Genomic DNA, 12,945 nt, shown 5'->3' with positions numbered 1-12,945 from the left:
TCCGGTTCCGCTGTCCGTGTCGACTCAGATGTCGAGGAACCGGACGTCCTTCGCATTGCGCTGGATGAAGCTGCGGCGGGACTCGACGTCCTCGCCCATCAGCACGGAGAAGATCTCGTCCGCCGCGGCCGCGTCGTCGATGGTGACCTGGCGCAGCGTGCGCGTCTCGGGGTCCATGGTCGTCTCCCACAGCTCCGAGTCGTTCATCTCTCCGAGACCCTTGTACCGCTGCAGGCCGGCGTCCTTGGGCAGGCGCTTGCCGTTGGCGAGCCCCTCCTTCAGCAGCGCATCGCGCTCGCGGTCCGAGTACACGTACTCGTGCGGCGCGTTCGACCACTTCAGGCGGTACAGCGGCGGCATCGCGAGGTACACGTAGCCGGCGTCGATGAGGCCGCGCATGTAGCGGAACAGCAGCGTCAGCAGCAGCGTGGTGATGTGCTGGCCGTCGACGTCGGCATCGGTCATCAGCACGATCTTGTGATAGCGCGCCTTCTCGATGTCGAACTCGGGGCCGATGCCCGTGCCGAACGCCTGGATCATCGCCTGGACCTCGCGGTTGCCGAGGGCCTTGTCGATGCGAGCGCGCTCGACGTTCAGGATCTTTCCCCTCAGGGCGAGGATCGCCTGCGTCTTCGGGTCGCGGCCGCCCACGGCGGAGCCGCCGGCGGAGTCGCCCTCGACGAGGAAGATCTCGGAGATCGAGGGATCCTTGCTCGTGCAGTCCTTGAGCTTGTCGGGCATCGCCGCCGACTCGAACACGCTCTTGCGGCGGGCGGTCTCGCGCGCCTTGCGTGCGGCCAGTCGCGCCGTGGCGGCGTCGATCGCCTTTCGGATGATGTTCTTGGCCTGCTGCGGGTTGCGCTCGAACCAGGCGCCGAGCTCCTCGTTCACCACGCGCTGCACGAACGCCTTCACCTCGGTGTTGCCGAGCTTGGTCTTCGTCTGCCCCTCGAACTGCGGCTCGCTGAGCTTCACCGAGATGACGGCCATGAGGCCCTCGCGCACATCCTCACCCGTGAGGTTGTCGTCCTTCTCCTTGAGCAGGTTGTTCGCACGGGCGTACCGGTTCACGAGGCTGGTGAGCGCCGCGCGGAATCCCTCCTCGTGCGTGCCGCCCTCGTGGGTGTTGATCATGTTCGCGTACGTGAACACGTTCTCGCTGTACGAGGTCGTCCACTGCATCGCAATCTCGAGGGAGATGTTGCGCTCGGTGTTGGCGGTCTCGCTGGCGAAGTCGATGATCGCCTCGTGCACGCGCTCGGCCTTGCGCACCTTGCAGAGGTACTCGACGTAGTCCACGAGGCCGCGCTCGTAGTAGAACGTGTCATGTCGCTGCACGAGCTCGGGCGAGCCGTCCTCGAGCTCGTCCTCCTCGACGGCCGCGGCGCGCTCGTCGCGGAACTCGATGCGCAGGCCCTTGTTGAGGAAGGCGGTCTGCTGGAACCGCGTGCGGAGCGTTTCGTAGTCGAAGTCGATCGTCTCCGTGAAGATCTCCGGGTCCGGCCAGAACGTGATCGTCGTGCCCGTCTCGTCGGTCGGCTCTCCCTGCTCCACGGGGCCGAGCGGCGTGCCGCCGTTGGCGAACGACTGACGCCACTCGTAGCCGTCGCGCTTGACGAGCGCGTCCAGTCGGGTCGACAGCGCGTTCACGACCGACGAGCCGACGCCGTGCAGACCGCCCGAGACGGCGTAACCGCCACCGCCGAACTTGCCGCCCGCGTGCAGGACGGTCAGGACGACCTCGAGAGTCGACTTCTTCTCCGTCTTGTGCTCGGCCACCGGGATGCCGCGGCCGTTGTCGACCACGCGGATGCCGCCGTCCTCGAGGATCGTCACCTGGATGGCGTCGCAGTAGCCGGCGAGGGCCTCATCCACGGAGTTGTCCACGATCTCGTACACCAGGTGGTGCAGACCGCGCGGTCCCGTCGAGCCGATGTACATGCCGGGGCGCTTGCGGACGGCCTCGAGCCCCTCGAGCACCTGGATGTTGTCGGCGCCGTAGTTGCCCTGGGTCGCGTCACCCCCGGCGGCGGCGTTGTTCTCGGGCTCGCTCTGAGGGGTGTCCGTCGTCATATGTGGGCGCGCTCCGCATTCCGTGGTCGTAGGCACTTCCATCCTAGCCGTGGATCGGCCCTCAAAAGCCGCAGACCGGCCCGCAGACGGCATAACGGGACCGGGACCAGGGCGCCGATCGTGGGCGGGGGTCTGACGCGCGCTCCTGCGGCCTCAGGGCATATCGCGCCGATCACGGCGAGGTCGCTGACGACTCGTCGCCCGGGCCTCACCCGTATGTGTCGCGCGGGCCCCGGCCGGGCACCGTGCGCGGGCCCCACTTCCACGTGGGGGCATCCGGGCCGACGAAGCGCACGTGCTCGACGGCGGCGTCGGGGAACCGCGTGGCGATCTGGGTGAGGATGTGCGAGCGCATGAACTGCAGGTTCTTCGCCCACGCCGTGGAATCGCACTGGATCGTCAGGGTGCCGTCGATGAGCGACGTCGGGCTGGAATGCTGCGCCGTCTCGGCGCCGGCCACCTCCTCCCACCGCCGCACGAGGTCCTCGCGCGCCAGCTGCCCCGACCAGCCGTGCTGCTTGGAGAGGAGGTCGAGCGCGTCGCCGATCGGCTTCGGGTCTCGTCCCGGCGTGAACGGCTGGTTCTCGTCGTCCGCCGCGGGCCGGCGCCGGCGCCGGCGCCGTGCGTACTTCGACGGTTCGAGTCCGCGCAGGCGCAGGTAGGTGGCCAGCGTCTCGGGAACCTCCGGCGTGGGCTCACTCATCGTGATCCTCCGCGGGGGTGAGGGGGTGGTCCGCGAGCGGGCCGAGGATGCGGCCGTGTTCGATCCGCACGGCGTTCGCCCTGAGCGGCTCGGGAACGTCGGCGGCCACCGCGGCCGTGACGATGACCTGCTCGTATCCCGCGACGACGTCGGCGAGTCGCCGACGACGGTCGGCATCGAGCTCGGCGAAGACATCGTCGAGGATGAGGATCGGGTCGCCGCCGGGCGACTCGGCACGCAGGAGCTCTGCGGAGGCCAATCGCAGCGCGAGGGCCGCCGACCAGCTCTCGCCGTGCGAGGCGTAGCCCTTCACAGGAAGGCCGCGCAACCGCAGCAGGAGGTCATCGCGGTGCGGGCCGACCAGCGTCAGCCCGCGTTCCAGCTCCACGGCGCGCTTCGCCTCCAGCGCTGCGCGGAACTGGGCGGCGGTCTCGCCCTCTCCGCCACCGTCGGCGTCGTCGCCGTCCTCGGGATCCGCCCCATGGATGGTGAGCGTCCACGACAACTCCGGCCGATGATCCGCCCCGGCCACACCCTCGTACGCCGCCGCGACGGGACCGGAAAGGTCCTGCGCCAGGCGCATGCGCGCGTCGATGATCTCGGATCCGAGCGCGACGAGCTTGTCGTCCCACACGTCGAGCGTCGTCAACTGCGATGCCATCATGCCGCGGGCCCGGGCCGACTTCAGCAGCGTGGTGCGCTGGCGCAGGGTGCGGTCGTAGTCGGCGAGCACTCCCGCCATGCGAGGGGTGCGCTGCACGAGCAGCTGGTCGGCGAAGCGGCGACGCTCGGCCGGGTTCCCCCGCACGATCTGCAGATCCTCGGGGGCGAACAGCACGACCTGCGCGTACCGCGGCAGCTCCGCCGGGCGGGAGGGAGAGCCGCCGATGCGCGCCCGGTTCGATCCCTGCTTGTTGATCTGCAGCTCGAGCACGATGCGCCGCTCGCCATGGCGCAGGCGGGCGCGGACGAAGGCCGCGTCGTGGCCCTCCCGCACCAGCGGGGCATCGGCCGAGACGCGATGCGATCCGAGCGTGGCCAGATAGGCGACTGCCTCGGCGAGGTTCGTCTTGCCCTGCCCGTTGCGTCCGACGAGCACATTGGGGCCGGCCTGGAGCTCGAGCTCGGCCTCCGCATAGTTGCGGAAGTCCTTCAGGCTCAGGTGCTCGACGATCACTCGGAAACCCTAGCTTTCGGGGCTGACAGACGGATCGAGCCGGCCGTTCCTCTGGGGGCGAGCTCTGCGGTCGGCCCCCACCCGCGCCGATCGAATCAGCGCCCGCGGAACATCAGCGCAGCAGCAGGTTGGGCTGCAGCAGATACTTGAACGAGTCGCTGCCCGCCTGATCCACCGAGGTCTGGCTGGTGATGAGCACGGGGCTGAGCTTGTTCGCGTTCTCGCTGGAGGTGAACGTGATGCGGGCGAATTCGCTCTTCACCGCGCCGAGCGCCTCGAGGAGGTACTGCGGGTTGAGCCCCAGCGTCACGTCCTCTCCGTGCAGGTGCGCATCGACCGACTCGGACGCGCGGGCCTGGTCGCCGCCCGAGGCGTCCATCGTCACGGCCGATGTCGTGAACGTGAACCGCAGCGGCGCCGAGCGATCGAGCACGAGCGACACACGGCGCACGGCCTCGGCGAGCTCGGCGGTGTTCACCACGGCGTAGTGGTCGGTCTGCTCGGGGAACAGCCGCCGCACCGGCGGGAAGTTGCCCTTGATGAGCAGTGACGTCACGGTCTTGTTCCCCGACGTGAACGCGATGATCTCGCGATCGCCCGACCCGCTGAACGCGATCGAGATCTCGCCGCCGTGCGAGAACGTCTTGCCGACCTCCTGCAGGGTTCGCGCCGGGACGAGCGCGTGGGCGTCGTCCTGGCTGCCGTCCCATTCGATGTCGCTGAGCGCGACGCGGTACCGGTCGGTCGCGACGAGGCTCAGCTGGGTGCCCGACACCTCGAGCTGCACACCGGTGAGGACGGGGGTGACATCGTCGCGGGAAGCGGCGAAGGCGACCTGCGAGATCGCGGTGCCGAAGTCCTCGGCACGCACGAGGCCCGACTCGCCGGAGACCTCGGGGATCGCGGGGTATTCCTCCACGGGCATCGCCGCGAGGGCGAAGCGGGCCGAGCCGCAGGTGAGGGCGATGTTGCCGTCGTCCTCCGTGACCATCTCGATGGGCGCGTTGGGCAGGCGGCTCGCGATGTCGGAGAGCAGGCGACCGTGGACGAGGATCGTGCCGGGCTCGTCGATCGTCGCCTCGATCGTCGTGCGTGCCGACGCTTCGTAGTCGAAGGCCGAGAGGGCGAGCGACCCGTCCTCGGATGCCTCGATGAGCACGCCGGCGAGGATCGGCTGAGGGTTCCGCTGAGGCAGGAGCTTGACGACGAACGACACAGCCTCGCTGAAGACATCACGGTTCACGTGGAACTTCACAGGTGGATCCCCTCGTATCGCCACGGTCCCTATCCGTGGGGAATCCCATGCTAGTGCCCACCGGGGAGCGCCGTGTGGCGCGGTTCTCCACCGTGAAGGTCATCGGATCGCGCACGGAGAAGAGATTTCTCTTCTTGGTATTCACTGCTGTGGATAATGTGGATAACTCTGTGGATGCCTGTCGGCCGTAGGGAACTACATCGCTGTGAGATGTGGAGCGGCTGCGGATGAGACGTGAGTGGATCCGATCGCGACGAGCCTCCGGCCACAGCCCGATCCACATGGCCGCCGCGTGTCGCTCACAAGCTGCAGGGCGTGTCTCAACAGTTATCCACAGGCTGTCCACACTGGGGAAAGCGATTTATAGGGGTCGCCGACGCGCACTGTCAAGGACGAGTTCAGGAATACGTCGCATTCCGGGACGTGCACCCGGTGAACGGGAGGTTGCGCGCGTCGCGATCAGCGGCGGCTGAGCTGCGTGGTGATCTCGCTGACCTGGTTGTAGATGGAGCGGCGCTCCTTCATGAGGTCGGCGATCTTGCGGCAGGCGTAGATGACCGTGGTGTGGTCGCGGCCGCCGAACAGCTGCCCGATCTTCGGCAGGGAGAGGTTGGTGCGCTCGCGGCACAGGTACATCGCGATCTGGCGTGCCTGCGCCACGGCCTGTGACCGGCTGGAGCCGTACAAGTCGTCGACCGAGAGCTTGAAGTACTCCGCGGTCATCGTGATGATGTCGGTCGGCGAGACGACGTTGTCCTCGGCCTGATCCACGATGTCGCGCAGCACGGTCTGCGCCAGGGGCACATCGACGTCGGAGCGGTTGAGGCTTGCGAAGGCCGACACTCTGATGAGGGCCCCCTCGAGCTCGCGAATGTTGGTGGAGACGTTCTTGGCGATGTACTCCACCACGTCGTCGGGGATCAGCAGCCGCTCCGACTGTGCCTTCTTGCGGAGGATCGCGATACGCGTCTCAAGGTCGGGCGCCTGGACGTCGGTGATGAGGCCCCACTCGAAGCGGCTGCGCATGCGGTCCTCAAACCCGGTCAGCAGGCGCGGAGCGACATCGCTCGTGATCACCACCTGCTTGTCGTGGTCGTGCAGCGTGTTGAAGGTGTGGAAGAACGCCTCCTGCGTCTCCGCCCGTCCCTGCAGGAACTGGATGTCGTCGATGAGCAGGATGTCGACCTCGCGGTAGCGCGCATTGAAGGCCGCGCCGCGGTTGTTGGCGATCGAGTTGATGAAGTCGTTCGTGAACTCCTCGCTCGAGACGTACCGCACGCGCACCCCGTTATAGAGGTTCAGCGCGTAGTCGCCGATGGCGTGCAGGAGGTGCGTCTTGCCGAGGCCGGAGTCGCCGTAGATGAAGAGCGGGTTGTACGCCTTCGCCGGCGCCTCGGCCACGGCGACGGCGGCGGCATGTGCGAAGCGGTTGGACTGGCCGATGACGAAGTTGTCGAAGGTGTAGCGCGGGTTCAGGCGTGTCTCGCCACGGGCCGCGCTCGAGACGACGCTGCTCTCGGTGGGATTCTCGGCGATCGGCCGCTGCGCCGCCTCGACCGCGATGGGAACCGGCTCGGGCACATACGGCTGGTCGCCGATATCGGGGTTCACCACCACGCGGAAGGTGTGCACGTCGCCGCCGACCGCGGCAAGGGCGTCCATGATCGGTGCGCGCATGCGCTTGTTGATCTGTGCGGCGGTGAGGTCGTTCGGCACCTCGACGTACACGGTGCCGCCCATGACCCCCTGGGGGACGGCCAAGTGCAGGAAGCCCCACATCGGCGCGGTGATCCGGTCGTCCGTCTCGAGCTGGGTCAGCACGGCGGCCCACACCGGAACGTCCGGCACCTCCTGCGTCGACATGTCTCCCCTTGTGGATCTTCGCGTGAGGACGATCTTGCCGCGGGCGCTTCGGGTGCGCCGGACGTAGCCTCGTCCTGTGGATAACTCTCCACAGGCTAATCAGGACGAGGGGGTGTCGGCAAACCCTCGTGCGTGTCCTGCCCGGGGAACTCCGCGACTGTGGAGATACTGTCAGGTTGCCGGGCCATTTGCGCCGGGCGTGGCGTGCGGCGTAGCCTATGTCGGTTGACTTATGCCCTTTCGAGGGCCCTGATCCGACTGTCCCCGGAAATCCGGTGACGCATCCTCCGGAGTGATTTTCCATGAGCAAGCGCACGTTCCAGCCCAACAACCGTCGTCGCGCCAAGAAGCACGGTTTCCGCGCCCGCATGCGTACGCGCGCCGGCCGCGCCATCCTCGCCGCCCGCCGCGCCAAGGGCCGCACCGAGCTCTCGGCGTAAGACCGACGGCTCGGCGTCACGGCAGTCCGACGTGCTCGCGCGGCCCAATCGCCTGACCCGCGGGATCGACTATCGCTCGGTCTCCCGGCGGGGGGCGCGGTGCGCGGGCGCGCACATCGTGACGCACGTGGTGCTGACGGAAGAGGCGCGTCCGGCGCGCTTCGGGTTCATCATCACCAAGGCCGTGGGCGGCGCCGTTGTGCGCAACACCGTGCGGCGACGCCTGAAGGCCGCGTGTGCAGAGGCGTTACCCGACGTGCGGGAGGGCGCGGATGTGGTCATCCGCGCCCTCCCCTCGTCTGCGCACGCGACCTTCGCGGAACTGCGCGCCGAGGTGGGGCGTTGCCTGGAGCGGCGGGCGGCACTGATGCCGGCCGGGCAAGGACCGACGCGGTGAGCGTGCTGCCGGCCAGCTCCTTCGGCACCGCGCGCCTCGCGCCGGGCGACGCCGTGCGCGCCCTTCCGCTCGTGCCCCGCAATGCCGGTGTGGCTCTGCTCATCGCGTACCGGGCCACGATCTCCAAGCTCTACGGCGACGTGTGCCGGTACTTCCCCTCGTGCTCCGCCTACGCGGTCGGCGCCGTGCAGCAGTACGGCCTCGTGAGAGGATCGGGGATGGCCCTCGCGCGCATCGCTCGCTGCCATCCCTGGGCCGCCGGCGGCGTCGATGACGTGCCGCCCCGCTCGAACTTCCGCTACGACCTGACCCCCCGCGGCTTCGTGGTGCCGCGCCGAAAGGACTGATCCGTGGACTTCTTCGGAACCCTCCTGTTCCCCATCCGCTGGGTGATCGAGGCGATCCTCGTCGGGTGGCACTGGCTGTTCACGACGCTCGGCATGAACTCCGCGGGCGGCCTGACGTGGGTGCTGTCGATCCTCGGAGTGGTCGTCATCGTGCGACTGTGCATCTTCCCGCTCACGATCCGGCAGATCAAGAGCCAGCGGAAGATGATGGAGATCGCGCCGGAGTTGCGCAAGATCCAGGAGAAGTACCGCGGCAAGCGGGACCAGCTCTCTCGCGAGGCGATGAGCCGCGAGACGATGGACCTGTACAAGAGGCACGGCACCTCCCCGGTGGGCGGCTGCCTGCCGATCCTCATCCAGATGCCGATCTTCTTCTCGCTGTACTGGACGCTCTTCGACATCAAGACGTGGGCGGCCAACGACAGCTCGGGTCGGAACGCGTGGTTGTTCACGCCGGAGCGGGTGCACGAGTTCAACGACGCTTCGCTGTTCGATGTGGCGCCGCTGCACATGACGCTGATCGACCACTTCAACGCGTCGCCGGTGTCGGTGCCGGCCATCGTCCTGCTGGTCGTGCTCGTCGCCCTGATGATCGCCACGCAGTTCTTCACGCAGCTGCAGATCGTCTCGAAGAACCTGTCGCCGGAGGCCAAGACCGGTCAGGCGTACCAGATGCAGCGCATCATGCTGTACATCATCCCGTTCGCGATGATCTTCTCGGGCGTCGCGTTCCCGCTCGGTGTCGTGACCTACTGGTTCTTCAACAACCTTTGGACCATGGGTCAGCAGTTCCTCGTCATCCGTTCCATGCCGACGCCCGGGTCGGAGGCGGCGAAGGCCCGTGAGGAGCGACTGGCGCGCAAGGGCAAGGCGCTGAACTCGCAGGGCAAGGTCGTCTCGATGGAGGAGTACCAGCGCGAGCAGGAGGAGCTGCTGCGCCAGGCGGAGCTGGAGCGCCAGCAGCGCGCCAAGCGGCAGCAGCCTATGGGCAAGCAGCGCGCGAAGAAGCAGGCGCAGAAGCAGGGCAAGACGGGTAACGGTCAGACCGACCCCGGCCCCGCGGCGTCGACCGGATCCGATTCCTGAACGGCAAGAGGAACACGATGAACACCACTCCCCTGTCGAGCGCCGACGAGCCGACCGAGGCCGAGCTCGAGCGCGAGGGCGACATCGCCGCGGACTTCATCGAGGGCCTGCTCGACATCGCCGACATCGACGGCGACCTGACGCTGGACGTGCGGCAGGGCCGGGCCTACGTGTCCGTCGAGTCGGACGACGCGTCGCTGCGGCGGCTTGCCGACCCCGACACGGTGCAGGCGATGCAGGAGCTGACGCGGTTGGCGGTGCAGAGCGAGACCGGCCGGTTCTCGCGTCTGATCCTCGACATCGGCGGGTCGCGCGAGACGCGGCAGCGTCAGCTCGAGCGCCTCGTCGACGCCGCCGTCGCGAAGCTCGACGAGGGCGCGTCGCAGGCGTCGCTGCCGGCGATGTCGTCGTACGAGCGCAAGCTCGTGCACGACGTGGTTGCGGCGCGGGGCCTCGTGTCGGAGTCGTACGGCGAGGGCGCGGACCGGCACACCGTGATCCGCCGCCGCTGAGCCGCTCGAGAAGGGGGTTCGGCATGACGGAGTCCGCCGTTCCGGCCGTGGAGGTGGAGCCGGAGTCTGCGGCTGCGCTGTTCGGCGATCGCATCGATCTCGCCCGCTCCTTTGCGGTCGCCCTCGTCGAGCATGGCGAGGAGCGCGGCCTGATCGGCCCGCAGGAGTTGCCGCGGCTGTGGACCCGGCACCTGTTGAACTGCGCGATCGCGGCCCCGCTGTTCCCGGCCGGTGGGCGTGTCGGCGACGTCGGATCGGGCGCGGGGCTGCCGGGAATCGTGCTCGCGATCGCCCGTCCGGACGTGACCTGGGAGCTCATCGAACCTATGGAGCGTCGCGTCGCCTGGCTCGAGGAACAGGTCGAGGCGCTGGGCCTGACGAACGTCACCGTGCACCGGGCCCGTGCCGAAGAGGCCGGCGTCGAGGGCCTGCTCGATGCGGTGACGGCGCGCGCGGTCTCCGCGCTGCGGACGCTCATCCCGTGGACCGCTCCCCTGGTCCGCGACGGCGGCGAGCTGATTCTGCTCAAGGGACGCAACGCCGAGAACGAGATCGAAGCCGCGTCCAAGCAGATCCGCAAGTTCGGGCTCACCGATGTGCGCGTCGAGGTGCTCGGCGAGGGCGTGCTCGACGAGGAGACACGAGTCGTGCGGGCTCGCGTTCGCGCCTGACGCCAGTCGCGAGGTGCGAACGCAGGTCGCGCCTGGGCGGGCGGGCTCCGACGCCCGCACGCGGCCTACGCCGGTTCGATCGGCTAGCTTCTTCGCCGACGCCCTGTCGTGTGGCGCGGGTGGTGGAAGGGGCGGGAGCCTCGTGCTGGCGTCAGCCGTCGTGCCGAGCGGCTAGGCAGGCGGGGTCGTGTGCGCGGAGGCGAGCTCAAGCGACCCGCCCGAGCGTTCCAGGACGCGGGGTCGGCCATCCGGCGATCGACCCCTCGTCACTGTGCCGGGGTGCACCGCGCTCCCGAGAGGCCGGGCTCCGCCGTCGTTTCACGTGAACGGGGCGTGGGCTGCGTCGCCTCGCTGTCGGCGACGCTGAGCGTTCTGTCGCTGGGCGTCCGCACGCGCTTGTGACCGCTGGGGGCTACCCCCTGTCTGCACCACTCGGTGCCTCGCGGCCACCTCGATGTTTCACGTGAAACCTCCCGGCGGATCCGAGAGCGGGTGGGCACGGGCGTTCGCGTGCGACGCGGCTCATCGTGCTCCCGGGTGCGCGGTGTCGACTGGATGTCGTGTGCCGACCCTTCGCAGAGCGGCGGGATCGCGAGCGCCGATACTTCGGGGTCATGTTTCACGTGAAACGACCGGCCCGGTGTGCGGTGTGCGGTGAGCGTTTGTGCGGTGGGCGATGGCGGTGGTGCGGCGCGAGCGGTGCGACAGGACCGGATGCCGTGGAAGGGGTGGCTATCGCCATCCTTCGCGGGCGAATCCTTGTAGCGCGCCGGGTGGCGACGAGGTTCGCGGCTCCCGATGTGTGCGCAAGGGACTCCAGGCACTCGTCGGGGGCCGTGGCGCCCGGTCGACGTCCCGGCGGCTTCCCCGTGGAGAGCACCGTTGATCCGCGTGATTCGGCATGCCCGCGCGATCTGAGCGCTGCTTGGCGACGGCCGTGCCGCCGTTTCGAGCCGAGAACTGGTCCGTGTAGTCCTCGCCGGCCCTTGGGGTTCCTCGCCGGGCCGCGACCCGCTCTCTCGCGAGGCGTGGGCGACAGCGCGAAGCGTGAACCGCGGATCGGCCTGCGTGGACGTGATGCGCGAGGGGTAATCGGTGAGTGGGGGGCGAGCCGTGGCGAGGCGCCAGCATCGGAAGGCACGGACCGCAACGGCCATGCGCGTCGCGGCACGGCGATTGACCACCGCCGGTGCGGCGCTGCGGTCGCGTTACCTTATCCGGCTTGACCCGCGATGGCGCCCGGGTCCGATGAATGCCGCAGCGCAACCGACGGTGCCCCGGGGAACTGGCCGAGGCGTGCGGCGACAGCGGGAAGCGTGAGTTGTGAGGCGCGGGTGGTGTGCCTGAGGGGTGGTTGGTACGTCGACCCTGATGCGTGGGGCGAATGCGTCGGCATCGGAAGACGTCGACGCCGACGGCCATGTGCATCGCGGCACGGCGATTGGCCGCCGCCGCCGCGGGCGCAGTAGCCGCGTCTCCTGGTCCAGGGCTCGACCCGCGACGGTGCTCGCGTCCGATGAACTGGCGCGCAACCGACGGCCCTAACATGCGTTGGGAGTGACAACCCCTTCAGATGCGGGCCCCGTCTGGCACGGGGTGGGACGGGCGCGCCGCGCAAAGGAGCGCCGCCCGCTTCGCCGAGCAGTCCTGCCAGGTCGGCTCCCACCGCCCCGGTATGGCCTCCGTTACCGAATGCGGCCCGCTCGGGGCGTAGAGCCGGTGCAAAATCCATGACGGCTGCCTCCACGGCGACCGATCGAAGCCGCCGGCCGAATGAGTCGGCAGCGTCCTCGTCGACCGCCCGCTGGCGAGATCCAACGTTTCACGTGAAACATACGTGGCCGGTGAAGTTCTTGAGGGGTCATGAGGAGAGGAGCGATCGGCGCCGGGCGGGCGTCCGGCACGGCGCCCCTACTCCTGTCGGGGCGCTGTGTGTCGGCACCCTGCTCCCCCGACGCGGCCGGATTTCGCGGGCGTGCCGCTCCCGAACCGGGGGCGTTCGTTGCAATCCGTTGGCGAGTACCGGCTCCTGCGCGGGCAGCCGACCGGCGCTGGGGGCGGGTGGTGCGTCGGCGTAGCGCGGGTGCTCACCGGGTCGCGGGGCCGCGGTGGCGGCACTCCCCCAGCACCCGTCCGCCTGATCTTCTCCTCACGCTCGTTGAGGTGGGTTCTGCGTGCGGGGCGGGCGGCGTCCCGCACCTCGACGAACGGGCCAAGCCCGATGCGTCGAATGTGTGGATGCTGCTCCGGAGGTGTGGTGTTGCGTTCGTGGGCGTCACTGTCTCCGCCGATGGGCGCGAACTCCCGACCAATGGCCGTCAGTCCCAGCCCGGGTCCCGCGAGTGGCTCGCTTTCGCCGGACATCGTGGCGGCAGGCATCGGCAGCGCGGCGAGGGCGGGCTGGCTCCTTGCACCATCGGC

General features: G+C 68.9%; 11 protein-coding genes. 6 read left to right on the top strand and 5 right to left on the bottom strand.

What is annotated here, in order from left to right:
• Positions 1 to 24: 24 nt before the first annotated feature.
• The 5 genes from gyrB to dnaA form a co-directional block, all read right to left on the bottom strand.
• On the bottom strand, positions 25 to 2,073 hold the full coding sequence (gyrB, locus tag N8N77_RS09565; RefSeq protein ID WP_261166545.1) for a DNA topoisomerase (ATP-hydrolyzing) subunit B: 2,049 nt from the start codon (positions 2,071 to 2,073) through the stop codon (positions 25 to 27).
• Between the two features lie 208 nt (positions 2,074 to 2,281).
• Positions 2,282 to 2,776, bottom strand: coding sequence for a DUF721 domain-containing protein (locus tag N8N77_RS09560; RefSeq protein ID WP_261166544.1), 495 nt, complete (start codon positions 2,774 to 2,776; stop codon positions 2,282 to 2,284).
• Positions 2,769 to 3,953, bottom strand: coding sequence for a DNA replication/repair protein RecF (gene recF / locus N8N77_RS09555; RefSeq protein WP_261166543.1), 1,185 nt, complete (start codon positions 3,951 to 3,953; stop codon positions 2,769 to 2,771). The genes N8N77_RS09560 and recF overlap by 8 nt, the downstream gene beginning before the upstream one ends.
• A gap of 112 nt (positions 3,954 to 4,065) precedes the next feature.
• Positions 4,066 to 5,208 carry a DNA polymerase III subunit beta gene (gene dnaN / locus N8N77_RS09550; RefSeq protein ID WP_261166542.1) on the bottom strand — a complete coding sequence of 381 codons (1,143 nt, stop codon included), beginning with the start codon at positions 5,206 to 5,208 and terminating at the stop codon, positions 4,066 to 4,068.
• Between the two features lie 459 nt (positions 5,209 to 5,667).
• Complete coding sequence (gene dnaA, locus N8N77_RS09545) at positions 5,668 to 7,071, bottom strand: chromosomal replication initiator protein DnaA (RefSeq protein ID WP_261166541.1); 1,404 nt, start codon at positions 7,069 to 7,071, stop codon at positions 5,668 to 5,670.
• A 302-nt stretch (positions 7,072 to 7,373) separates the two neighbouring features.
• On the opposite strand from dnaA, the gene rpmH reads away from it, so the two are divergent.
• From rpmH to rsmG, 6 genes are read left to right on the top strand one after another with little or no spacing between them, the layout of a single operon-like run.
• Positions 7,374 to 7,511, top strand: coding sequence for a 50S ribosomal protein L34 (gene rpmH, locus N8N77_RS09540; protein ID WP_058724833.1), 138 nt, complete (start codon positions 7,374 to 7,376; stop codon positions 7,509 to 7,511).
• 31 nt (positions 7,512 to 7,542) lie between these two features.
• Positions 7,543 to 7,908, top strand: a complete 366-nt coding sequence (rnpA, locus tag N8N77_RS09535) for a ribonuclease P protein component (protein WP_261166539.1) — start codon at positions 7,543 to 7,545, stop codon at positions 7,906 to 7,908.
• Positions 7,905 to 8,255 carry a membrane protein insertion efficiency factor YidD gene (gene yidD, locus N8N77_RS09530; protein WP_261166537.1) on the top strand — a complete coding sequence of 117 codons (351 nt, stop codon included), beginning with the start codon at positions 7,905 to 7,907 and terminating at the stop codon, positions 8,253 to 8,255. Before rnpA ends, yidD begins: the two co-directional genes overlap by 4 nt.
• A 3-nt stretch (positions 8,256 to 8,258) precedes the next feature.
• A complete protein-coding gene (gene yidC, locus N8N77_RS09525; protein ID WP_261166535.1) occupies positions 8,259 to 9,341 on the top strand; it encodes a membrane protein insertase YidC in 1,083 nt (360 codons plus the stop codon).
• 17 nt (positions 9,342 to 9,358) lie between these two features.
• Entirely contained in the window at positions 9,359 to 9,853 is a 495-nt protein-coding gene (locus N8N77_RS09520; protein WP_261166533.1) for a R3H domain-containing nucleic acid-binding protein, read from the top strand.
• Between the two features lie 23 nt (positions 9,854 to 9,876).
• Entirely contained in the window at positions 9,877 to 10,524 is a 648-nt protein-coding gene (gene rsmG / locus N8N77_RS09515; RefSeq protein ID WP_261166531.1) for a 16S rRNA (guanine(527)-N(7))-methyltransferase RsmG, read from the top strand.
• The last annotated feature ends 2,421 nt before the right edge of the window (positions 10,525 to 12,945 follow it).

Origin of the sequence: Microbacterium sp. Marseille-Q6965 (assembly GCF_946151065.1) — a bacterium.
Lineage (GTDB): Bacteria > Actinomycetota > Actinomycetes > Actinomycetales > Microbacteriaceae > Microbacterium.
Note: the sequence above shows the minus strand (reverse complement) of the source record. Positions and strands in the feature narration are given on the sequence as shown.